Origin of the sequence: Marinomonas atlantica (assembly GCF_001639725.1) — a bacterium.
Taxonomy (GTDB): Bacteria; Pseudomonadota; Gammaproteobacteria; order Pseudomonadales; family Marinomonadaceae; genus Marinomonas; species Marinomonas atlantica.
The window spans coordinates 238,832-261,526 of the sequence record NZ_LTAW01000002.1; the positions used below are offsets into that span (position 1 = coordinate 238,832).

A 22,695-nucleotide genomic window follows, 5' to 3' on the forward strand; every position below is an offset into this window, starting at 1 on the left:
ATGCAAGTTGAGACTCCTACTATTTTGAAAAAAATCGTTGCGCGTAAATACGAAGAAATCGCGGAACGTCAGGTGCGCACCCCGTTCGCGAACCTTGAAATTGCAGCAACGGCTGCCAATGCCCACAACCCCGTTCGTGGTTTTGCTGCGGCGTTACGTCGTAAAATTGGTCAAGGGAAAGCGGGCGTCATTGCTGAAGTAAAGAAAGCATCACCAAGCAAAGGTATTTTACGTGATCCGTTTTCTCCGAAAGAGATTGCTGTTTCTTATGAGAAAGGTGGTGCAGCGTGTTTATCTGTGTTGACTGATCAAGATTTTTTCCAAGGCCATGAAGATTACTTGGTAGAAGCTCGCAACGCCTGTTCTTTACCTGTGATCCGTAAAGACTTCATTGTTGATCCTTACCAAGTTATGGAGGCTCGTTCAATTGGAGCAGATTGTATTTTGTTAATTGCGGCTTGCTTGACGGGTAAAGAGTTACGCGAATTAGACCAAATGGCACGTGATCTTTCGATGGATGTGTTAGTAGAAGTTCACAATCGTGCTGAGCTTGAATTGGCGCTTGAGTTTACCGAAACTGAATTGTTGGGGATCAATAACCGTGATTTGCATACCTTTGAACTTAGCTTGCAGCATACGTTTGAGCTGATGAATGATGTGCCCAAGGATCGCTTAATTGTCACCGAAAGCGGTATTCACACTCGTGATGATGTGGCTGCAATGCGCGAAAACGATATTCATGCGTTCTTAGTGGGTGAAACCTTTATGAGAGCGGACAATCCGGGTGAAAAACTGGCGGATTTGTTTAAATAGTTTGAGAGATTAGAAAATGAAAACAAGTATAGCATGGCAAGAAGATAAGCACTTTACTGCAGAAATGGGCAGTGGGTTTAAAGTGGAAATCGATGGTAACCAAGCCGTGGGCTCGCGCCCGATGGAGCTTATCCTTGCTGGGTTAGGCGGCTGTACCTCTTACGATGTTGTGAATATTCTGCAAAAAGCGCGTCAAGACGTCGTATCTTGTATGGCGCATGTGGATGCAGACCGAGCGGATACTATCCCCTCTGTGTTTACAGAAATTCGCATACACTTTGTGGTCACAGGTCGTAAGATCAAAGAAAGCCATGTAGCTCGTGCTGTTAAGCTGTCTGCTGAAGAGTATTGCTCAGCTTCTTTAATGTTAGAGCGTGGCGGTGTGAATATTGTGCACAGCTACGAAGTGATTGAAGTCGAATAAATTATTTCGGCTCGGACATATTTAAAAAGGCCTCTATAGTAAGATTAGAGGCCTTTTTTATGCTATCTATTTTGCAGTCTATTGTTGTTGCTGGTTTGAGCGCTTACGAAAGTTGCTTGGCGCTACACCAAAGTAGTCTTTAAAGCAGTTACTAAAATGACTGGAGCTGACAAAACCACTGGCGATAGCCACTTCGATGATCGGCTTATTGGTTTGCTGTAGCAGACGTCGAGCGTAAGTAATACGTAGCTCAAGGTAGTATCGCGATGGGCTGGTTTCCAAATGGTTCTGGAAAAGACGCTCAAGTTGACGTCTTGATACGCTGGCATAATGCAATAACTCTTCAAGCGTTAAAGGCTCTTCGATGTTACTGCGCATTAACTCAAGAACCTTTTTTAAAGATTCTGGGTATTTACCGTCGTCCGCAGGTTTTGTAATAGGCGTGACGGCGCTTTCAGATAGCTGATCACAGGTTAAAATTTCTTTTGCAGCCCGTGCAATACGGCTGTCTTGCAAATGTTCAACCAGTGATAATGTCATTGCCAATGCACTGACAGGACCGGAGCAACTTAAAATACGGCCATCAAGAACAGACGTTTCTTTCGCAATGACGGTATCTTGGAAATGCTCGCGTACATAAGGATGATTGTCTGGATGGATCGCTATACGAGTGTTGTTAGTAAGTCCTGCGTGTGCTAAGGCAATGGCGCCATTCCACAAGCCGCCTAAATAGGCATCTTGCTTATGGCTGATTTTCAAATAGTCTGTTAGCTTATTTTGCTCGGACAGTTGGCAGCGGTAACCGCCACAAACGATGAGCACATCGAAATGAGCACTGGCATGTTGCAGTTGTTCTTCTATACTTGTGCCCGTCGCAATCTCTATTCCCAGATCACTGGTTACCGAAGGGCCTTCCATACTCAATGTGGCGTAGTCGAACAGCTTTTCTGTTTGTACGAGGTTGGCGGTGACTAGAGCATCTACTGCGCCAGTAAAGGCCACCATGGAGAAGTGCTTCAATAGGACAAAGCCAATCATGATCGGTTTTTTCTCGCTGTCATGGGATGTTACATGAGCGTGATTGTGATCCGCGTTTGATGGGCTGAAGTGTTTCTTATGGTAGGTCTGGGTCATTTTTAAACTGTGATTCCTGGTGGGGGAGTTCGTCAGTAATTGTGCAAGTGTAAGGTAAACTGTCATCTAAGGTAAGGCTAAAGGACGTAAAAACGTTAGAAATATTGCGTTGTTACTGCAAAATAGCACCTTTTTGAGGTTTAAATGTCATATTTTTGCTGTCGTAAATAACCATCTATGTGACGCATTCAAGAATGTGACATGTAGGGGGTTTTCATAGTATTTCTATTGTAAATTATTTCTTCTATTGAACTGCATTTATTAAGACAAAAACGAACGAAAATCTATGGTGTTGGCTTTTGGGTAGCCCGTATTGATAAGATGACGTCGATTTTGAAATGTTGTTTCAATCATTGAAATAGCAGGAAGAGAAAATCACCGCAGTGAAAGAGCAAGTAAAAGCGCTTTGCGCCGACTACCCAGTCTATCGCTAGTATTACCACTTTGTAATGCAGCCCTCAGAAGGGTTGCCATGATAAGGAGCTGACACAATGCAGCAGTATTCCGGATTTGGCTTGTTAAAGCACAGTCTAAGCCATCATGAAAATTGGCAGCGGGTTTGGCGCAACCCGACACCGAAAAAGAAATACGATGTAATCATCGTCGGTGGTGGTGGTCACGGTTTGGCCACGGCCTACTACCTAGCGAAGCAGTTTGGCGTAACTAACGTTGCTGTTATCGAAAAAGGTTATTTAGGTGGTGGTAACACCGCTCGTAACACAACGATCGTTCGTTCTAACTACCTTTGGGACGAATCTGCTCACCTATATGAGCATGCAATGAAATTATGGGAAGGTCTTTCTCAAGATCTTAACTACAACGTAATGTTCTCTCAGCGTGGCTGTCTAAACCTGGGCCACACGCTACAAGACATGCGTGATATCGAACGTCGTGTAAACGCTAACCGTTTGAACGGTATCGATGGCGAAGTACTAGACGCGAAGCAAGTAAGTGAAATCGTGCCAATCCTAGATTGCTCTGATAACGCTCGTTACCCAGTTATGGGTGCTTCTTGGCAACCACGTGCGGGTGTTGCTCGTCACGATGCGGTAGCTTGGGGTTTTGCTCGTGGTGCTGACATGCACGGTGTTGATTTGATTCAACAAACTGAAGTAACGGACTTCATTATTGAAGACGGTACAGTAACGGGTGTTAAGACAGACCGCTACGGTGACATCATGGCTGATAAAGTTGGTTGTGTTGTTGCAGGCCACTCAAGTGTCATGGCTGCGAAAGCTGGTTTTGAACTGCCATTAGAGTCTCACCCGCTACAAGCATTGGTATCTGAGCCAATCAAACCAATCCTAGACACAGTTGTAATGTCTAACCATGTACACGGTTACGCATCTCAATCTGACAAAGGTGACTTGGTAATCGGTGCGGGTATCGACAGCTACGTAGGTTACGGTCAACGTGGTTCTTACCCAACGATCGAGCATACAGTTCAAGCGATTGTTGAAATGTTCCCAATCTTCAGCCGTGTACGCATGAACCGCCAATGGGGTGGCATTGTTGATACATGTCCTGATGCTTGTCCAATCATTTCTAAAACACCTGTTAAGAACCTTTTCTTCAACTGTGGTTGGGGTACAGGTGGCTTTAAAGCGACGCCAGGGTCTGGCAACGTATTCGCTGCTTCTTTGGCGAAAGGTGAAATGCATGAGATGGCTGAGCCATTCTCAATGTTCCGATTCCACAACGGCGCGCTTATCGATGAGCACGGCGCAGCTGGTGTAGCACACTAACGGGAGATTTAGTTCATGTTTTATATTTATTGCCCTTACTGTGGTGAACACCGCGAAGAAGAAGAGTTCCATAACCACGGCCAAGCTCACATTGAGCGCCCAGCTGATCCAGACTCTTGTACAGATGAAGAGTGGGGGAACTACATGTTCTTCCGTAAGAGCCCTAAAGGCTTACACCATGAAATCTGGGATCATGTAGCGGGCTGCCGTAAGTTCTTCAACGTTACACGCGACACTGTAACGTATGAAATTAAAGAAGTTTACAAAATGGGTGAGCAACCTAAAGTAGTTGCGGAGTAAGGGAGCGGATCATGTCTCAAAAAAATCGTCTACAAAGCGGTGGCCGAATTGACCGTTCTAAGCCACTTACTTTTACCTACAATGGTAAGCAGTTCGAAGGTTTCGCCGGTGATACACTAGCGTCAGCGTTGTTAGCTAACGGTGTTGATATAATTGGCCGTAGTTTCAAATACAGCCGTCCACGCGGTATCGTTGCAGCAGGTGCTGAAGAGCCAAATGCTGTTATGCAGCTTGGTGCAACTGAAGCGACTCAAGTACCGAACGTTCGTGCAACACAGCAAGAACTTTTCTCTGGTCTTGTTTCTGGTTCAACAAACGGTTGGCCAAGTGTTGATAACGATATCATGGGTGTTCTAGGTAAAGTTGGCGGCAAAATGATGCCTCCAGGTTTTTACTACAAAACCTTCATGTACCCTGCAACAATGTGGGAGACATACGAAAAAGTTATCCGTAAAGCAGCGGGCCTTGGTCGTTCTCCAAATGAATACGATCCAGATACTTACGACAAAGTTAACCAACACGCTGATCTAGTTGTTGTTGGTGCTGGTCCTGCTGGTTTGATCGCTGCTTTGACAGCGGCTCGTGGCGGCGCTCGCGTAATCATCGCGGATGAACAAAACGAATTCGGTGGCAGCCTATTAAGCAGCAAAGAAAGCGTTGACGGCAAAGCGGCTGGCGCTTGGGTTGCAAGTGTTGTTAAAGAGCTAGAAGCGAACGAAAACGTAATCGTTCTTCCTCGCTCTACTGTTAACGGCTACCACGACCACAACTTCCTAACGATCCACCAGCGTTTGACTGATCACATTGCTGATCGCGCGCCAAATGGACAGGTTCGTCAGCGTTACCATCGTGTACGTTCGAAGTGGGTGGTATTGGCTACTGGTGCACATGAGCGTCCACTAGTATTTGGTAACAACGATGTTCCAGGTTGTATGGTAGCGAACGCTGTTTCTACTTACATCAACCGTTTCGGTGTTGTGCCAGGCAACGAACTTGTTCTGATGACAACAAATGATAACGCTTACCGTACTGCGATCGACTGGCATGATGCTGGCCGTAAAGTACAGGCGATTGTTGATACTCGTAAAAACCCAAGTGGTGCACTTGTTGAAGCAGCGCGTGAGCGTGGCATCACTGTTATGACGGGTTCTGCTGTCATTGATGTTCAAGGTAGCAAGCGTGTATCGGGTGTATCGGTTGCACCAATCAGTGAAGACGGTTCAAAAGTAACAGGTTCTGTTAAGAAACTGAGTGCTGATACTGTGGCTTCATCTGGTGGCTGGAGCCCTGTTATTCACCTATCTTGTCACACTGGTTCTAAGCCAGTTTGGAACGAAGATGTACTTGGCTTCCTACCTGGTAAAACAGTACAGAAGCAACTTACTGCAGGTGCGATCAACGGTACATTTAATACTGCTGGTGCGCTTGAAGAAGGTAAAAAAGCGGGTCTTGAAGCATTGTCTAAGCTAGGTCTTAGCGCAGTTGAAGTAGACGTTCCTGCTACAACTGAAGTGAAAGAATCTAAAGCAATGGCGTTGTTCCATGTGCCTCACACGAAACCAACGTCTCAAGCGCCTAAACAATTCGTTGACTACCAAAATGATGTAACAGCTGCAGGTATTGAACTTGCTTGTCGCGAAGGTTTTGAATCAATCGAACACGTGAAACGTTACACAGCAATGGGCTTTGGTACTGACCAAGGTAAATTGGGTAACATCAACGGTATGGCAGTTGCTGCGAAAGTTCTGAACCAGACGATTCCACAAACTGGTACAACGATCTTCCGTCCTAACTACACGCCAATCACATTCGGTGCGATCGCTGGTCGTGACTGTGGTGCGTTGTTTGATCCTGAGCGTTACAGTGCAATGCACAAGTGGCACCTAGAGAACGGTGCTAAGTTTGAGGATGTAGGCCAATGGAAACGTCCTTGGTACTTCCCGAAAGCTGGCGAATCAATGCAAGAAGCGTTGAACCGTGAGTGTTTAGCGACTCGTGAGTCTATCGGTATCCTTGATGCATCGACGCTAGGTAAGATCGATATCCAAGGTAAAGATGCGCGTGAATTCTTAGGTCGCGTATACTCGAATGCTTGGGCGAAACTACCTGTAGGTAAGTGTCGTTACGGTCTAATGCTGAAAGAAGACGGCATGGTATTTGATGATGGTGTTACATCTTGCCTAGCTGAAAACCACTTCTTGATGACAACAACATCTGGCGGTGCTGCAACGGTTCTTAACTGGCTAGAATTCTACCATCAAACAGAATGGCCAGAACTAGAAGTGTACTTCACTTCTGTGACTGATCACTGGGCGACGATGACGATCTCTGGTCCGAACAGCCGTAAGCTGCTTGAAGAATTGATTGACGGTGATGTTGACGTTTCTAAAGATAGCTTCAAGTTCATGGATTGGAAGCCAATGTCTGTAGCGGGCGTTCCAGCTCGTGTATTCCGTATCTCGTTCACTGGTGAGTTGTCTTTCGAGATCAACGTACAAGCGAACTACGGTCTGCATGTTTGGGAAAAACTGTTCGAACATGGTGCTAAGTACGACTTGACGCCTTACGGTACTGAAACAATGCACATCCTTCGTGCAGAGAAAGGTTTCATCATCGCTGGTCAAGATACTGATGGCTCTGTTCACCCGTACGATTTAGGTATGGGCTGGGCTGTTTCTATGAACAAACCATTCAGCTTCATCGGTAAGCGCGGTATGCAGCGTGAAGACTGTGTACGTGCGGAACGTAAGCAAATGGTGGGTATTAAAACGATTGATCCAAACGTTGTATTGCCAGAAGGTGCTCAAGCTGTATTTGACCCAACTGCGTCAATTCCAATGCCAATGGTTGGTCACATTTCTTCTAGTTACTGGAGTGCGTGCTTAGGCCGTTCTGTAGCCCTAGGTTTTGTGAAAGGTGGCTTAGACAAGATGGGTGAGAAAGTTTATTACCCACTTGTAGATGGTCGTATCGTTGAAGCAGAAATCTGCAGCCCAATTTTCCTAGATCCAAAAGGGGAACGTCAAAATGTCTGATGTTAAACAAGAAGCAGCAACTGTGGCACCAACTGTAGCCGTTATGGATCAGTTGCCAGATGCATCAATCCAAGGCCAGTCACCTCTGTTTCATGCTGACCTAGCGACTGTTGCTAAAAACGGCCCGAAAACAGGTGGTGTGACATTTAAAGAAGAAGCGTTGATGGGTCAAATCACGCTACGTTTGAATGCTGAAAACGCTGAGCAACTAAAAGCCGCAGAAAAAGCGTTGGGCGTGGCTTTGCCAACTCAACCGCTAACATCTGTAGTGAAAGGCGAAGTATCGGTTCGCTGGATGTCTCCAGACGAATGGTTGATCGTTGTTCCTGGCTTGAAAGCCTTTGAAGTAGAGTCTGCACTGCATGCAGAGCTAAGTGGTCACTACCAAGTAGTGAACATCAGCGGTGGTTGGACAATCTTTAAGCTTTCTGGTGCGAATGTTGTGGATGTATTGAAAAAATCTACTATTGTAGATGTACATCCAAGTGTATTCCCAGTGGGTAAGGTTGTATCAACAACTTTCGCCAAGAGCTCTGCGATCATTCGTCGCTCAGGTGAAAGCGAGTTTGAATTGGTAGTTCGCCGCAGCTTCTCTGACTACCTATGGCTATGGATTCAAGACGCAAGTCGTGAGTTCGGCCTTGTAGTCGAAGCTTAGTACTACCCCTCCCCATAATAGGCCGACCTTTAAGGTCGGCCTTTTTTTCCTAAGAGAACTTCCTATGAAAGCAACTACAAAACCATGGATTTTCACCGCTAGCTGTCCCAGCGTTATTGGTACTGTTGACGTAGTCACAGGCTACATGGCAGAAGCCGGTAATTACATTGATGAAATTCATTCTTTTGACGATCGCGAAGCCAATCGTTTTTTCATTCGTGTTGAGTTTTACCCTCAATCTGCGGATTTTACGGCTGATGAGTTTACTGCAGAATTCACGTCTCGTTCTAAGCAGTTTGAAATGGAATGGGAGCTAACGCCTCCAAACCATCGCCCTCGTGTTGCAATCATGGTATCTAAGTACGATCACTGTCTTAACGATCTACTTTATCGTTACCGTACAGGTCAGCTAAATATTGAAGTGCCTGTTATCATCTCGAACCATCCTGATCTTGAGTCTCTAGCACAGTGGCATAACATTCCTTACTACCACTTGCCAATCACAGCTGACACTAAACCTCAGCAAGAAGCTCAGATCCGTGAATTGATCGAACAGTACGATGCGGAACTGGTTGTTCTTGCGCGTTACATGCAAGTTCTATCTTCTGAAATGTGCCAATACCTTGACGGTCGTGCAATCAATATCCACCACTCATTGCTTCCTGGCTTTAAAGGCGCTCGTCCTTATCACCAAGCTTGGGAAAAAGGTGTGAAAATGGTTGGTGCAACGGCTCATTACGTGAATGACGATCTTGATGAAGGACCAATTATCTCTCAAGGCATCCAAACAGTGGATCATGCGCATTATCCAGAAGATTTGGTCGCAAAAGGGCAAGACGTTGAACGCGTTACATTGTTTAATGCCATCAAGTGTCATGTTGAAAAGCGCGTTTTCTTAAACGGTAAGCGCACGGTTGTATTTGGTCGTTAAGATTATTTAAGAAATTTACCTCTACTTACCGTTCTGGTTATACCCATTTAACCATGTCGTACATAGTTAAAGCGGGGTCGAGTTAAATACTTCGATCCCGTTTTATTATGGCTATTCTTATACATCTATCTTCTTCCTAGATTGGAATTTTCTGGAGGCTTTATGTCTATCAGTGTATTTGACCTATTTAAAATCGGCATTGGTCCTTCGAGCTCGCATACAGTTGGTCCGATGGCAGCTGCCGCTGACTTCATTGATGTGATGTCAGAAAAAAAAGCGACGCAAGATATTGCTAGAGTGGTATGTGATCTTTACGGCTCTTTGAGTGCAACAGGTATCGGTCACGGTACTGATAATGCAGTGATCATGGGATTGATGGGTGAGCGTCCTAACCGAATCAATCCAGAGAGTGTTTTAGAGCGTATTGATTCTCTTAAAACGAGTAACCGTCTAGTAGTAGCCGGTAATCATGAGATCGACTTTATTTGGGAACGCGATATGCTTCTTCTTGAAGAAGTTTTACCGTACCACCCAAATGCGATGCGTCTTACTGCGTACGATGCGTCTGAAAACGTGTTGTATCAAAATACTTATTATTCTATCGGTGGCGGTTTTGTCATTGATGAAACAGAAGCAACGCATGTTGCGCATGTTGTCCCACAAGTTGATGTTCCTTATGACTTCAATAATGCCGTTGAGCTTTTGAGCCTTTGTAAGGCTAATGGTTTAAGCATCAGTCAGCTGATGATGGAAAATGAAAAAGTATGGCGCACCGAACAAGAAGTGCGTGATGGTTTAATGGATATCTGGCAGGCGATGAAAGACTGCATTGCCAATGGACTTAATAAAGAAGGTAAATTACCTGGCGGTTTAAATGTGCGCCGCCGTGCCATGAGCCTACATAAGTCTTTGATCTGCGCAACAAATCCAAATATTATCAGCTCAACGTTAAGTGCAATGGACTGGGTTAATCTCTATGCATTGGCTGTAAACGAAGAGAATGCTGGTGGTGGCCGTATGGTCACGGCACCAACCAACGGTGCGGCAGGTATTATCCCGGCTGTATTGATGTATTACATGGAATTCATGACGAATCCGACTGAAGAAAATATCGTTGATTTCTTCCTTGCTGCCGCAGCAATTGGAGCGTTGTGTAAGAAGAATGCGTCTATTTCTGGTGCAGAAGTAGGTTGTCAGGGAGAAGTTGGTTCAGCGTGCGCGATGGCAGCAGCGGGCCTATGTGAAATACTTGGCGGTACGCCTGAGCAAGTTGAAAACGCGGCGGAAATCGGTCTAGAGCATAATCTAGGTCTGACTTGCGACCCAGTAGGCGGTTTGGTTCAAGTACCTTGTATTGAGCGTAATGCCATTGCAGCTATGAAAGCGATCAACGCGACTCAAATGGCTTTACGTGGCGATGGAGAGCACTTTATTTCATTGGATAAAGTGATCCGCACGATGCGTGATACAGGTAAAGATATGCAAGACAAATACAAAGAAACCTCACGTGGAGGTTTAGCGGTAAACGCTATCGAGTGCTAATCCTCTGACAGGGATTAAAAAACCCCTTGAGACGCCGTCTCGAGGGGTTTTTTTATGGCCGCTAAAACTTGAAATCCAGTGATTAAAGTGATTTATGAGCCAAACGTTCAAGCATATCAAGCAACCATTGTTTTTCTTTGTCACTGTCTAAGCATTTAGCCATTTCGTTCTCGTAGCAACTTACGCGTTCGACAGCATTGGCAAAAAAGGCAGTGCCTTCTTCCGTCATAAATAGAGCGTAAGAGCGACGATCATTGGCAGCGGGACGACGCTCAAGAATTTTTTTGCTTTCGAGCTTGTCAACTGCTGCAACCATAGCGGAGCGATCGTTACCAAGTGCTTGTGCGACAGCTGTTTGAGTGAGGCCTGGGTTACGGTCGACAATTGCAAGCACTGCAAATAACCCTGGGCTAATACCCAAATCGTCACACACTTCACCGAACTTAGCGAAAAAATTCATTTGAGCACGGCGTAAGCGATAACCTAAAAACTCGTCTAATACTCCAAAATCAATGTCTTGATCCGACTTTTTTTGGTGATCTGGCATGTGTAGGGTTCCTAACGCTGTCTAAATTAAAGCCTTATATTGTATACCAACGCATGAGTTTGGTGAAAGATATAACAATTGTTGACTTTATCAAGTTTAACAGTAGGGCTCCAAGTTAGGAGCCCTTAAATCGACTAGCTGCTATTGATTTTAAACTAAGCTATGGCGTGTACTAACCAGAGTGTAATACCAGGGAACATGACCAGTAATGCCACCCGTACACAGTCTGAAATTAGGAACGGAACGACGCCCTTGAAACATTCTTTAAGAGGCAACGTATTATCAAATGACTTGATAATAAAAATGTTCATCCCAACTGGCGGCGTTATGAGGCCCACTTCTACTACGACCAGCGCTATGATACCGAACCAGATGCCTAAGTCAGCAGTCGGAATTCCAAAGTCCATTGCCATAATGATTGGGAAGTAAATCGGGATCGTCAGCAAGATCATTGCCAAACTGTCTAGAAAACACCCCATGATCAAATAGGTCACCAGCATGAGCACTAGAATAGTGTATGGCGATAATCCGGAATTCGTTAGAACATCGACACCTATGTCAGGCAGCTTAGACAGGGCAATGAACACGCTAAACAAATCTGCTCCTAACACGATGAAAAAGATCATCGCAGAAGAGATTGCAGTTCGAATTAAGCTTGCCATAAAGCCATCTAGGCGCATTTTACCATGAGTAATGGCTAGGATAGCTGTTAACACAACACCTACTGATGCCGCTTCTGTTGGGGTGAAAACACCCAAATAGATGCCACCTAAAACGATCAAGAAGATCAGCGTAATGTGCCAAACATTGGCAGTAGATTTGAATTTTTGCGCCCAAGTTGTTTTTTCGCCACGAGGACCTGTATTAGGAAACATGCGCACATAAATTGCGATGGTTAGCATGTATCCTGCCGCCGCAAGAAAGCCTGGAATAAACGCTGCCATAAACATTTTTGAAATGTTTTGCTCGGTTAAGACGGCAAAGATTATCAAAACCATAGACGGTGGTATTAAAATCCCCAGCGTTCCACCAGCAGCGAGTGCGCCTGCGGCTAGGCTACCTGAATAGTTTAGGCGACGCATTTCTGGTAAAGCTACTTTACCCATGGTTGAGGCTGTGGCGAGTGAAGAGCCACAAATAGCACCGAATGCTGCGCAGCCAGCGACAGCTGCCATAGCAATACCACCTTTTTGTCGCCCAACCCATGTGTTACAGGTGCGAAATAGCTCTGTGGTAATACCTGAGCGAGTGGCCAGTTCCCCCATTAATAGAAATAACGGCACCACAGATAGATCATAAGTCGAGAACTTCGCGACCGAAGCAGTTCCTAAGTACTCCATCAAAGCGGGCATTCCGCCAATAGAAGCATAGCCAATGGCGCCGCAAACAAGCATTGCCAAGGCAATGGGGATGCGAATACTCATTAAAACGAGTAACAAAGCCATCATTAAAAATGCCAGTTGGATATCACTCATTGTGCTCTCCCGAATTGCGTGAAAATAACTGCAGCGCACCGCATAGTGCGCACAAGCTAAAACAGATCACGCCTACAACATATACCCACCATATTGGTAGCTCGAGAATCATTGTCTGTTCATAGTAGTCTTTGGATTCGATACCGCTCAGTATCATGCGATAAGCAAACAATGCGCAAACTAAGGTGAATAAAAAGTGCCCAACATTGTCTAAGAAGCGAATCGTGGCAGGGCGGCATCCGCTTGTGAATAAATCCACAATGACGTGCCCCCGCCTTAGATAGCATTCTGGCAAAAAGAGAAACACTGAGATCGCTAAACCAACCTCAGTTAGCTCATAGTTCCCTTCAATGGATTGACCAATGAATGTTCTGCCTAGGATGCTAGCGACCGTAATGATCGCTAGCGACAGCATGATTAGACCACCTGTAAGGGCAAATGCCTGTGATAAGCGCATCAGTCCCTTAGATACAACTTGTGTCATAGATTGAGTCATGCCAAATACCTATGTCGGCTTACATTTCTTCGTATTTTTTAACGAGATCACGAGCTTTGTCTAATAAGCGTTGACCGTCGTAATCGTCGTCATTCATGTCTTCAACCCATTGCTCGGTAACAGGCTCTAACTTCTCTTTCCATCGATCGTATTCCGCCCCTTCAATGTAGTCAAAACTGTTGCCTTCTTTTACCGCATAATCTCGCGCTGCCACTTCATAGTTATCCCAAAGTGTGCCCAAATGACCTGCTAGTGCAAGACCTGAGTTATCGTCGATCACTTTTTGAAGATCTGCTGGTAAGTCTTGGTAGACATCCTTGTTCATGGCGAAGATAAAAGTTTGAGTATACAAACCGTGGTCGCCTTTGAACTCGGTATGGTGGTCAACAAGTTCATAAATTTTCATTGGCAGAACAACTTCGTATGGCAGTACTGCAACATCCAAGACACCTTTTGAAATAGCACTGGCCATTTCCGTTACAGGCATGAATGTCGTGTTTGCGCCTAACGAACGAAAAGCGTTATTCATAAGCTTATTCGGTGCACGAACTTTCATGCTTTCGATGTCTTCAATCTTTTTAATAGCTTTGTCGCGCGAGTGTAGAGATCCTGGAGCGTGAGTGTGCATTGCAAGAAGATGTACATCTTTCATCTCATCTTGCATTTCTGTTTGAGCATAATCTTGTAAAGCCAAGCTGGTTGCTTTGGCTGTACTTGAAATAAACGGAAGTTCAAAAACAGTAGATTTAGGGAAGCGGCCAGGCGTATAGCCCGTGACGGTCCAAGTTATGTCTGAAATGCCTTTACGAACCTGATCAAAAAGCTGTGTTGGCTTGCCACCTAATTGCATAGCTGGGTAAATTTCAATATCAATGCGACCGTTAGATTCGGCCTCAATTTTTTCTGCCCAAGGCTCTAAGAATTGAGCATGTGCCATCGCCATAGGCGGAAGCATGTGGTGTAGCTTGAGGGTAAATTCCGCTTCAGCCATTGCATTTACGGAAAGTACTGTGCCAGCGATTAGGGCTAGACCTTTGCGTCCTAGATACTTCATTTTCCACCTCACATTGTTTTTTTTATACGAGTCTTAATGGTTTTGTTTCGGCTAAGTGTTGTAGCAAATACCGATTTATACATTTTTTACACATATTGTTGTGCATTTCAACAATATGCCTCATAGAATTTTCCCAACCCCTATCCGAAAAAAAGATACCTGCCTTTCAATTTGTAGAATACTTATCAATATAAAACAAAACTATTTGTAAAAATAACTGTTGTATAGTACAACAAAAAGCAGTCGGCGTTATGCCGCAGAAATTTTTACACACCGGAACAATGCTAAAAATAGAAGGTGAAACATGAGCAAGGTGATATCTCTAGAGCAGGCGGCAAGCCTAATCAAAGATGGCGACTCGGTTGCTTGGTCGACCATAGGTATGTCTTATTTCGCAGAAGCGGTGGCTAGCCAATTAGAAAAGCGTTTTTTAGAGACGGGCTACCCAAAAAACTTAACCCTGATCCATGACTGTGGTTGTGGCGATGGCAAAGACGCAGGTATGTCTCATCTTGCTCACGATGGTTTAGTTAAGCGACTGATTTCGGGTCATACCGGACAGGCCCCACGCATGGCAGGCATGATTGTTGAAGACAAAATTGAAGGTTATCTATTACCACAAGGTGTCTTAACAACTATGTGGCGTCAAATTGCAGGCAATAAACCGGGTGTGATTACAAAAGTGGGTATGGGCACGTATGTAGACCCTCTAATTAGTGGCGGTAAAGTTACCTCTAAAGCCAAAGAAGACCTTGTTAAACGCATCGATATTGAGGGCGAAGATTGGCTGCTGTACAAAACTTTTCCGTTAGATGTTGTGGTGATTCGAGCTACGACTGGAGATGAAAACGGCAATTTATCGGTTGAAGAAGAGGCCATGCTCGGTGAAATCCTACCGATGGCGCAAGCAGCACGGAACCGCGGCGGTATTGTCATTGCTCAGGTTAAATACTTAGCCGAAGCGAAAACCATTAAACCGAAAGAAGTCAAAGTGCCGGGTGTGCTAGTCGATTACATTACGATTGCACCACCTGAACAACATAAGCAAACCATTACCACGGATTACAATCCAGGTCTTGCGGGTAATGCTCGTGTTCCTCTAAATGCTATTCCTCCTGTTCCGTTCGGTGAGCGAAAAATCATTGCTCGTCGTGCGGCCATGGAACTATATGACAATGCCATAGTGAACCTCGGCATTGGTATGCCTGATGGTGTGGCATCGATTGCAGCGGAAGAGAATGTTGCAAGCCGTTTTATGCTGACAACTGAATTAGGTACCTATGGCGGTATTCCTGCCTCCGGGGGGGATTTCGGTGCCGCGTGGAACCCAGAAGCGATCATTGAGCACGAAGCACAATTCGATTTTTACGACGGTGGTGGTTTGGATATCGCTTTCCTTGGTTTGGCCCAAGCCGATCAAAACGGCAACCTCAATGTCAGTAAATTTGGCCCTAAAGTGGTTGGACCAGGTGGTTTTATCAATATTTCGCAAACGGCTAAAAAGGTTGTGTTCTGTGGCACCTTGGTCAATGGCGCTAAATTATCTTTAGAGGGTGGCAAGTTAACCGTTTTAGAAGAAGGGCGAACTCGAAAATTTGTCGAGCAAGTGGATCACGTTACGTTCAGTGGTGAGTTTGCACGTGAAAACGATAAGCCAGTGTTCTTTATTACTGAACGCTGTGTTTTAGAACTACGCAAAGAAGGCATGGTATTAACAGAAATTGCACCAGGGCTGGATCTTGAAAAAGATGTATTAAGCATGATGGACTTCAACCCAATCATTGCTGATGACTTAAAAACCATGCCTGAAGCTATTTTCCAACAGCAATGGGGTGGTTTGGGTGACTACATGGCCAGCACAGTAGAATAACAATAAAGGGTGACTAAAATGACAATGCAAAATGTTGAGATTCCATACGGTGCTTATTGGAGCACACCATTCACAAAATGGCAGGGCTCATTGCAGTACTTGCATTCGATGAAGTTTGCCGCGCATGTGGCAAAACAAGAATTAGCAAAACGTTCAATTGATCCAACGGTGTTTGACTCGGGTGTATTGGGTATGACCATTAACCAATATCAGTCTTTCAATGGCGCCCCTTGGCCTTTGTATGAAATTGGTGCAGTGCATACGCCAGGTCATGCAGTGAATCAGGTATGTGCGACCGGAGCACGAGGGTTGTTTGCTGCTGCTTCTGAAGTGATGTGCGGTATGGCCAATGTGTCTTTATTGATGAGTGCAGACCGTTGCTCGAATGGCCCCCATATTTTCTACCCTAATCCAACAGGCATTGGTGGTTCAGGGCAGTCTGAAGATCAAGTGGTTTACAACATGATGAATGACTGTGTTGGCGGTCACTCTATGATGCAAACTGGCGAAAACGTAGCGCAACGTTTTGATATTACTCGTGAAGAACTTGATGCGGTGACCTTACGCCGTTATGAACAGTACCAAGAGGCTCTGAAAGATGAGCAGGCGTTCCAAAAGCGCTTTATGACGTTGCCGCTGTCTGTGCCAACCCCTAATTTTAAGAAAGAAGCTTGTGTTATTACCGGTGATGAAGGTGTTTTTCCAACGACGGCCGAAGGCTTAGCTAAACTTAAGCCGGTTGTAGAAGGTGGGGTGATTACCTTTGGTAATCAAACGCATCCAGCTGATGGCAACGCGGCTATGATTGTGTGTCATACCGATAAAGCTCAAGAGTTGTCCAGTGATCGTACTATTAAAGTCGAAGTATTGGGGTTTGGTCAGGCGCGTGACGACTTAGGTTACATGCCTGCGGCACCGATTGAGGCTTCTAAACGTGCTCTGCAAATGGCAGGTATTAGCATTGACCAAGTGGATGCGATCAAGACTCATAACCCCTTTGCAGTGAATGATGTAGCGCTAGCTAAAGCCTTGGACATCGATGTGATGAGTATGAACAACTACGGTTGTTCGTTGATCTGGGGGCATCCCCAGGGGCCGACGGGTTTGCGTGCCATGATTGAAATGATTGAAGAGCTTACTCTACGTGGTGGAGGCTACGGCTTGTTTACAGGCTGTGCAGCGGGTGATACAGGTATGGCAACCGTGATTCGAGTATCGGATCGCTAGGTTATATTCCGTCTCCAGTTTGGCCGCACTTTAGTGTGGCTTTTTTTTGTAAATAATTTAAATAGTTGTATTTGACATTTGTTTAGCAATACAACTATTATATTTTTAAATAGTGTGAAACTACTTGTAAGTCACCTCAGCCCATAAACATAACAACATAGAGGTAAGCGAATGACACCTTATCAATTTATCGAATTTTCAGTAGACAATGGCATCGGCCATCTTCGATTGAATCGACCAGCCAAGAAAAACGCTATCAACGATTCTCTATGTTTAGAGATCGAGCATGTGTTCATTAACCTTTCTGATGACGTTAATGTCATTGTCTTTTCCGGCGCCGGCCCTGAGTTCTGTGCGGGCTTAGATCTAAGCGAACATAAAGCTCGCGAACCGTTTGAAGTGGTTAAGCATTCCAATATGTGGCATCGAGTGTTCGGACACATTCAAAACTCAGGTATTCCTGTTGTGGCCGCTATGCAAGGTGCAGTGATTGGGGGTGGTCTTGAATTGGCCATTTGTGCCCATGTTCGTGTAACGGAAAAAGGCACGTACTTCCGTTTACCTGAAGGTCGTCATGGCATCTTTGTGGGAGGTGGAGCATCGGTTAATGTGGCGCGTGTAATTGGTGCCAGCCGAATGACTGAGATGATGTTAACCGGTCGTGATGTAGATGCTGAGGAAGGTTACCGTATTGGTCTCGGTCATTATGTTGTTGAAAATGGTACCTCTTTGGATAAAGCGATGGAGCTAGCGGCCAGCATTGCGAAAAACTCAAAATACTCTAACTGGGCCATGACCACTGGTCTTAACCGCATCGACAGCATGTCAGCTGACGATGGTCTTTACACCGAATCACTGATTTGTGGCATCACTCAAACCAGCGAAGAAGTCAAAGCGCGAATCGAGTCATTTTTGAATCGTAAGAAAAGCCAATAATTCATCGGAGGGTACTATGGATATTCAAGGTCGTCATTTTGTTGTGACAGGTTCTGCGTCAGGTATTGGTGAAGCTGTTGCTCGTCGATTACACCGTCTAGGCGCGAGCGTTTCACTTGCAGACCTAAATGAAGAGGGACTTAAGCGTGTCGCAAAGAGCTTAGGGGAGCGTGTGCAATTTGCTGTGACGGATATTTCTGATGAAGCCTCTGTCCAAGCTTCGATTGATCAAGCGGTTGAAGCGTTTGGTGAGATCAGTGGTCTGATTAACTGTGCTGGTATTCCAGGCGCTGAACGGGTTGTGGGCCGTGAAGGGCCGCATTCCCTAGCAGGTTTTGAACGTGCACTAAAAGTTAACTTGCTGGGTACATTTAATATGATTCGCCTAGCTGCTGACAAAATGCAGAATAATGAACAACAGCCTAACTTAGAGCGTGGCGTTATCATTAATACGGCCTCAGTCGCCGCATTTGATGGCCAAATTGGTCAAGCTGCCTATGCTGCATCAAAAGGTGGTGTTACAGCGATGACGCTTCCGATTGCACGAGAGCTTGCGCGTTTTGGTATCCGCGTTATGACCATTGCACCGGGTATCTTTAAAACACCGATGATGGACGTGCTACCCGAAGAAGTTCAACAATCGTTAGGTGCTGCAGTACCTTTCCCTCCACGCCTAGGCGACCCAGATGAATTTGCACAACTGGTTCAGCAAATCATTGAGAACTCGATGCTAAACGGTGAAGTCATTCGCTTGGATGGCGCGATTCGTATGGCAGCGAAGTAGGAGAGGCACGATGAGCTACCAAGCCCCATACAAAGACATGCAATGGTTAGTTGAACAAGCATATCAGTCGCAGCATTTAGCTGAGTTAAATTCATTGCAAGACTTCGATCTGGATTTAGCCAATGCCATCATTGATGAAGCTAATAAATTTGCCAGTAATGTTTTGGCACCATTAAACACAGTTGGAGATACGCAAGGCTGTCAATTTGAAAATGGACAGGTCACAACCCCAAACGGTTGGAAAGAAGCGTATGCTCAGTTTCGAGACTCGGGCTGGATTGGTTTAGCGCTTCCTGAAGCGTTTGGTGGCCAAGGCTTACCAAAATACATTGCCCAACCTGTTAACGAAATGTGGCTGTCTAGTAACTTAGCGTTTGTTATGTTTGCAGCCTTGGCGCAAGGTGGCTCTGAAATTCTATTAAAGTTTGCATCAGACGATATAAAAGCACGCTATTTAACTCAAATCGTAACAGGTGAGTGGACCGTAGCCATGTCTTTGACTGAGCCGAATGCAGGCTCCGACTTAGGCGCGTTAACGACGAAAGCCGTTCCTCAAGCTGACGGTACTTACCAAATCAAAGGTCAAAAAATTTACATTACCTACGGCGAACACGATATGGCGGACAATATTGTTCATCTTGTGTTGGCGCGTACACCGGATGCACCTGCTGGCAGCCGAGGGATTTCATTGTTTGCGGTACCGAAATACCGTGTCAACGATGAGGGCGTCTGTGGCGAATTTAATGATGTTCATTGTACCGGTATTGAACATAAAACGGGTCTTCACGGTAGCCCGACGTGTTCCATTAGTTACGGTGATAATGACGCTTGTGTAGGTGAACTTATAGGTGAACTCAATCAAGGTCTAATGGCCATGTTTGTGCTCATGAACGAAGCTCGCTTAAGTTGTGGTCTACAAGGTGTGGCATTAGGAGAGCTTGCGTATCAGAAAGCTCTACAATATGCCCAAGAACGAGTGCAAGGTGCCGGAGTAGGCGGGAAGCGTGTGGCAATTGTAGAGCACCCAGATGTGCAGCGTATGTTGCTTAATATTCGCTCGGAAACATTTGGTTTACGTGCTTTAGGCTATCAAATTGCCGCTTTGCTTGATGTATCTGAGCTGTCACAAGATTCAGAGCGTGTGCGGATGGCTGAAAGTCGAATTGCTTTATTGACCCCGATCTTTAAAGGCTTTGCAACTGAACAAGCGAATGTTATGGCGGGCACGGCGATCCAAATTTTTGGTGGTATGGGGTTTGTAGAAGAAACGGGTATTGCTCAGGTAATGCGCGATGCTCGGATTACAACGATTTACGAAGGAACCACCGGGGTTCAGGCAAAAGACTTAGTGCACCGAAAAATTCGAATGGACCAAGGTGTCGCTATTAGCCAGCTATTAACGGATATGCGTGATGACATCTGCGCCGCGTCACAAAGTAAGCCCTATCAACGTTTGGCTGTAGCAGTAGATCAGTTGGCAGACGTTGTTGACAGAATATTGCTCAACCCGAATGCGGATACGGCTAAATTAGACGCCGTCTCGGTACCATTTTTAAACGCTATGGGCGGTATTTGCTGTGCATGGCAATTGGCTCGTTTGGAACAGCAAGCACACCTAAATCATGCTCAAGATAATGATTTCTTTGGTAATGTGATTGCCTTAGCTGATTTCTATAGTGTTTATCAATTACCGCTTGCGCAAGCGGCTCTAACAACCGTAAGCCAAGAACAAAATGGAGTAGGTGCTTATCTGTTTTAGCATCTAATACAAAAGGTGTAAGCCTTCTTTGAACCTATAAAAATAACAAGTCTCAGGAGAATAAAATGACCAGCGAATTCCATCCGATCAAGGTGGTGAGTCACTCTGTTGCGATCGAGAAACGTGATAACGGTGAACAAATCATAAGTTGTCAAACGGAGCTTGCAGAATACGCACGTTGTTTAACTGACCGTTTAGTGTATTGGGCTGAGCGTACGCCAGATGTTGTTTTTGTTGCGCAGCGCGATGATGAAAACAAATGGGATCGATATACTTATGCTGAAGCCTTAGAAAAAGTCCGTCAGCTTGCATCGTGGCTTGTAGAGCAGAATGTGTCTCCAGAGCGTCCGATTGCCTTTTTATCTGGCAACAGCCTTGAGCACTTGATGCTTGCTATGGCTGGTTACTATATTGGTGTGCCTCATTCGCCGATATCGCCAGCGTATTCAGTGGTTGCTACCGATTACACCAAGCTTAAACATGTGATTGACCTATTAACCCCAGGCTTGATCGTTGTGGATAAATTAGCACCATACGAAAAAGCGATTAAGGCAGTGTCTGATAATGACGTGCCAGTGGCGGTAATGTATGGCGATACAACGCCACAACTGGTCAGTAATCCGACAGTCTCTTTTGCCCAATTCTGGCAGCATCCATTGAGTCCTGCGATTGAAGAGCGTAATGCTGTAGTGAGCGGCGATACTGTGGCCAAAATCCTCTTTACTTCAGGCACAACAGGTATGCCTAAAGGTGTCATGAACACACATCGTATGCTGTGTGCCAATGCCGTTATGATCCGTGACACTATGGCCTTTTTAGCCGACGAGCCACCTGTAATGGTCGACTGGCTACCGTGGAATCACACCTTTGGTGGAAATCATAACGTCAGCATTGCTTTGTACAATGGTGGATCCTTCTATCTCGATGATGGTAAACCAACCGAAGCACATTTCCATAAAACCTTAAATAATCTTGCTGAAGTAGCCCCCACCGTTTATTTCAATGTGCCTAAAGGCTTTGAATTGTTGGTGAAAAAGTTGCAACAAGACGATGAATTAGCACGCAAGTTTTTCTCTCGTTTGCAGTTTATGTTTTTTGCCGCCGCAGGTATGGCACAACATATTTGGGATGACATTGACGCATTAGCGATTAAATACACGGGTAAAAAGGTTCCTATTTTGACCGGCCTTGGGGCAACAGAAACGGCACCTTCTGTAACGTTTGCTTCGATTAAAGAGAGTGCCTCTGGCGTTATTGGAGTACCAGCGCCAGGCGTTACGCTTAAGTTAGTCCCCAACGAAGGTAAGCTGGAAGCCAGAGTTAAAGCGGTGACGGTGATGCCGGGTTACTGGCGTCAGCCGGAATTAACCGCAAGATCTTTTGATGAAGAAGGCTATTATTGTTTAGGGGATGCGATCGCTTATTTAGATGAAGCACAGCCAAATCGAGGTTTTCGTTTTGACGGACGTGTATCAGAAGATTTTAAATTGGACAGTGGCACATGGGTGAGTGCTGGGACGTTACGAGCAAAATTTATCAGTGCTTTTGCTCCCTTAGTTCAAGACGTGGTGTTATGTGGAATGAATCGTTCTTACATCACTGGGTTGGTATTTCCAGATTTCGCGTGCTGCCAAGCCTTGGTCGATAATGGTACAGAATTAACGCCTAAACAGCTGATTGAGCACCCAACCGTTCGAGCGGCATTTGAAGAAAAGTTAAAAACCTTTTTTGCACAGGGTACAGGCGGCTCTACTGTCGTGAGTAGAGTTCTGTTGCAGCATGAAGCACCTTGTATTGATGCTCATGAAGTAACCGATAAAGGCTCGTTGAATCAGCGTAATGTTCAAGACCATCGAGCAGATCAAGTTAACGAATTATATCAAGAGCCTAAATCTGTCAGTGTAATTAGCGTTTAATGTTATTGAAGAAAGCCAGCCTTGAAGCGACTCTAAAGGGGTGATTGGC

The 22,695-nt window shown here is 45.3% G+C and carries 19 protein-coding genes; 14 read left to right on the plus strand and 5 right to left on the minus strand.

Annotated elements, in window-relative coordinates:
• Window positions 1-813, plus strand: coding sequence for an indole-3-glycerol phosphate synthase TrpC (gene trpC, locus AYW75_RS03840; RefSeq protein ID WP_067095638.1), 813 nt, complete (start codon window positions 1-3; stop codon window positions 811-813).
• A 16-nt stretch (window positions 814-829) separates the two neighbouring features.
• Window positions 830-1,237: an OsmC family protein gene (locus AYW75_RS03845; RefSeq protein ID WP_067095641.1), complete on the plus strand. Its 408-nt coding sequence runs from the start codon at window positions 830-832 to the stop codon at window positions 1,235-1,237.
• A gap of 78 nt (window positions 1,238-1,315) precedes the next feature.
• Here the strand turns inward: AYW75_RS03845 and AYW75_RS03850 are convergent, their stop codons facing one another.
• Complete coding sequence (locus tag AYW75_RS03850) at window positions 1,316-2,371, minus strand: GlxA family transcriptional regulator (protein WP_067095644.1); 1,056 nt, start codon at window positions 2,369-2,371, stop codon at window positions 1,316-1,318.
• 491 nt (window positions 2,372-2,862) lie between these two features.
• Here AYW75_RS03850 and AYW75_RS03855 point away from each other — a divergent pair, with 491 nt between their 5' ends.
• The 6 genes from AYW75_RS03855 (at window position 2,863) to AYW75_RS03880 (ending at window position 10,582) form a co-directional block, all read left to right on the plus strand.
• Window positions 2,863-4,116: a sarcosine oxidase subunit beta family protein gene (locus tag AYW75_RS03855; protein WP_067095647.1), complete on the plus strand. Its 1,254-nt coding sequence runs from the start codon at window positions 2,863-2,865 to the stop codon at window positions 4,114-4,116.
• A gap of 15 nt (window positions 4,117-4,131) precedes the next feature.
• Window positions 4,132-4,416, plus strand: coding sequence for a sarcosine oxidase subunit delta (locus tag AYW75_RS03860; protein WP_067032031.1), 285 nt, complete (start codon window positions 4,132-4,134; stop codon window positions 4,414-4,416).
• A gap of 11 nt (window positions 4,417-4,427) precedes the next feature.
• The gene (locus AYW75_RS03865) at window positions 4,428-7,451 is read left to right on the plus strand and encodes a sarcosine oxidase subunit alpha (protein ID WP_067095650.1); all 3,024 of its coding nucleotides are present in this window, start codon (window positions 4,428-4,430) and stop codon (window positions 7,449-7,451) included.
• On the plus strand, window positions 7,444-8,109 hold the full coding sequence (locus AYW75_RS03870; protein ID WP_067032025.1) for a sarcosine oxidase subunit gamma: 666 nt from the start codon (window positions 7,444-7,446) through the stop codon (window positions 8,107-8,109). The genes AYW75_RS03865 and AYW75_RS03870 overlap by 8 nt, the downstream gene beginning before the upstream one ends.
• 64 nt (window positions 8,110-8,173) lie before the next feature.
• On the plus strand, window positions 8,174-9,040 hold the full coding sequence (gene purU, locus AYW75_RS03875; RefSeq protein ID WP_067032022.1) for a formyltetrahydrofolate deformylase: 867 nt from the start codon (window positions 8,174-8,176) through the stop codon (window positions 9,038-9,040).
• Between the two features lie 162 nt (window positions 9,041-9,202).
• A complete protein-coding gene (locus AYW75_RS03880) occupies window positions 9,203-10,582 on the plus strand; it encodes an L-serine ammonia-lyase (protein ID WP_067095654.1) in 1,380 nt (459 codons plus the stop codon).
• 82 nt (window positions 10,583-10,664) lie between these two features.
• Here the strand turns inward: AYW75_RS03880 and AYW75_RS03885 are convergent, their stop codons facing one another.
• From AYW75_RS03885 to AYW75_RS03900, 4 genes are all read right to left on the minus strand, one after another.
• Window positions 10,665-11,129 (minus strand): MarR family winged helix-turn-helix transcriptional regulator, encoded by a 465-nt coding sequence (locus AYW75_RS03885; protein ID WP_067095657.1) that lies wholly within the window; start codon window positions 11,127-11,129, stop codon window positions 10,665-10,667.
• A 155-nt stretch (window positions 11,130-11,284) separates the two neighbouring features.
• Window positions 11,285-12,604 (minus strand): TRAP transporter large permease, encoded by a 1,320-nt coding sequence (locus AYW75_RS03890; RefSeq protein WP_067095660.1) that lies wholly within the window; start codon window positions 12,602-12,604, stop codon window positions 11,285-11,287.
• Window positions 12,597-13,100, minus strand: coding sequence for a TRAP transporter small permease (locus AYW75_RS03895; protein ID WP_067095663.1), 504 nt, complete (start codon window positions 13,098-13,100; stop codon window positions 12,597-12,599). Before AYW75_RS03895 ends, AYW75_RS03890 begins: the two co-directional genes overlap by 8 nt.
• Window positions 13,101-13,119: 19 nt before the next feature.
• Window positions 13,120-14,154 (minus strand): TRAP transporter substrate-binding protein, encoded by a 1,035-nt coding sequence (locus AYW75_RS03900; protein ID WP_067095666.1) that lies wholly within the window; start codon window positions 14,152-14,154, stop codon window positions 13,120-13,122.
• Window positions 14,155-14,458: 304 nt separating this feature from the next.
• On the opposite strand from AYW75_RS03900, the gene AYW75_RS03905 reads away from it, so the two are divergent.
• The 6 genes from AYW75_RS03905 (at window position 14,459) to AYW75_RS03930 (ending at window position 22,646) form a co-directional block, all read left to right on the plus strand.
• The gene (locus AYW75_RS03905; RefSeq protein ID WP_067095669.1) at window positions 14,459-16,024 is read left to right on the plus strand and encodes an acyl CoA:acetate/3-ketoacid CoA transferase; all 1,566 of its coding nucleotides are present in this window, start codon (window positions 14,459-14,461) and stop codon (window positions 16,022-16,024) included.
• A gap of 18 nt (window positions 16,025-16,042) precedes the next feature.
• The gene (locus AYW75_RS03910) at window positions 16,043-17,251 is read left to right on the plus strand and encodes a thiolase family protein (protein WP_067095671.1); all 1,209 of its coding nucleotides are present in this window, start codon (window positions 16,043-16,045) and stop codon (window positions 17,249-17,251) included.
• A gap of 171 nt (window positions 17,252-17,422) precedes the next feature.
• Complete coding sequence (locus AYW75_RS03915; protein WP_067095674.1) at window positions 17,423-18,187, plus strand: crotonase/enoyl-CoA hydratase family protein; 765 nt, start codon at window positions 17,423-17,425, stop codon at window positions 18,185-18,187.
• A 16-nt stretch (window positions 18,188-18,203) separates the two neighbouring features.
• On the plus strand, window positions 18,204-18,971 hold the full coding sequence (locus AYW75_RS03920; protein ID WP_067095677.1) for a 3-hydroxyacyl-CoA dehydrogenase: 768 nt from the start codon (window positions 18,204-18,206) through the stop codon (window positions 18,969-18,971).
• A 10-nt stretch (window positions 18,972-18,981) separates the two neighbouring features.
• Window positions 18,982-20,730 (plus strand): acyl-CoA dehydrogenase, encoded by a 1,749-nt coding sequence (locus AYW75_RS03925; RefSeq protein ID WP_197478894.1) that lies wholly within the window; start codon window positions 18,982-18,984, stop codon window positions 20,728-20,730.
• Between the two features lie 65 nt (window positions 20,731-20,795).
• On the plus strand, window positions 20,796-22,646 hold the full coding sequence (locus AYW75_RS03930; protein WP_067095680.1) for a feruloyl-CoA synthase: 1,851 nt from the start codon (window positions 20,796-20,798) through the stop codon (window positions 22,644-22,646).
• Window positions 22,647-22,695 lie beyond the last annotated feature (49 nt).

Excerpts from the sequence above, each read along its gene's own strand:
- AYW75_RS03885 (WP_067095657.1), bottom strand. The coding sequence starts at position 11,129 with ATGCCAGATCACCAAAAAAAGTCGGATCAAGACATTGATTTTGGAGTA.
- AYW75_RS03870 (WP_067032025.1), top strand. The coding sequence starts at position 7,444 with ATGTCTGATGTTAAACAAGAAGCAGCAACTGTGGCACCAACTGTAGCC.
- AYW75_RS03915 (WP_067095674.1), top strand. The coding sequence starts at position 17,423 with ATGACACCTTATCAATTTATCGAATTTTCAGTAGACAATGGCATCGGC.
- trpC (WP_067095638.1), top strand. The coding sequence starts at position 1 with ATGCAAGTTGAGACTCCTACTATTTTGAAAAAAATCGTTGCGCGTAAA.
- AYW75_RS03925 (WP_197478894.1), top strand. The coding sequence starts at position 18,982 with ATGAGCTACCAAGCCCCATACAAAGACATGCAATGGTTAGTTGAACAA.
- AYW75_RS03900 (WP_067095666.1), bottom strand. The coding sequence starts at position 14,154 with ATGAAGTATCTAGGACGCAAAGGTCTAGCCCTAATCGCTGGCACAGTA.
- AYW75_RS03855 (WP_067095647.1), top strand. The coding sequence starts at position 2,863 with ATGCAGCAGTATTCCGGATTTGGCTTGTTAAAGCACAGTCTAAGCCAT.
- AYW75_RS03850 (WP_067095644.1), bottom strand. The coding sequence starts at position 2,371 with ATGACCCAGACCTACCATAAGAAACACTTCAGCCCATCAAACGCGGAT.
- AYW75_RS03880 (WP_067095654.1), top strand. The coding sequence starts at position 9,203 with ATGTCTATCAGTGTATTTGACCTATTTAAAATCGGCATTGGTCCTTCG.
- AYW75_RS03910 (WP_067095671.1), top strand. The coding sequence starts at position 16,043 with ATGACAATGCAAAATGTTGAGATTCCATACGGTGCTTATTGGAGCACA.
- AYW75_RS03890 (WP_067095660.1), bottom strand. The coding sequence starts at position 12,604 with ATGAGTGATATCCAACTGGCATTTTTAATGATGGCTTTGTTACTCGTT.
- AYW75_RS03930 (WP_067095680.1), top strand. The coding sequence starts at position 20,796 with ATGACCAGCGAATTCCATCCGATCAAGGTGGTGAGTCACTCTGTTGCG.
- AYW75_RS03845 (WP_067095641.1), top strand. The coding sequence starts at position 830 with ATGAAAACAAGTATAGCATGGCAAGAAGATAAGCACTTTACTGCAGAA.
- AYW75_RS03905 (WP_067095669.1), top strand. The coding sequence starts at position 14,459 with ATGAGCAAGGTGATATCTCTAGAGCAGGCGGCAAGCCTAATCAAAGAT.
- AYW75_RS03920 (WP_067095677.1), top strand. The coding sequence starts at position 18,204 with ATGGATATTCAAGGTCGTCATTTTGTTGTGACAGGTTCTGCGTCAGGT.
- AYW75_RS03895 (WP_067095663.1), bottom strand. The coding sequence starts at position 13,100 with ATGACTCAATCTATGACACAAGTTGTATCTAAGGGACTGATGCGCTTA.
- AYW75_RS03865 (WP_067095650.1), top strand. The coding sequence starts at position 4,428 with ATGTCTCAAAAAAATCGTCTACAAAGCGGTGGCCGAATTGACCGTTCT.
- AYW75_RS03860 (WP_067032031.1), top strand. The coding sequence starts at position 4,132 with ATGTTTTATATTTATTGCCCTTACTGTGGTGAACACCGCGAAGAAGAA.
- purU (WP_067032022.1), top strand. The coding sequence starts at position 8,174 with ATGAAAGCAACTACAAAACCATGGATTTTCACCGCTAGCTGTCCCAGC.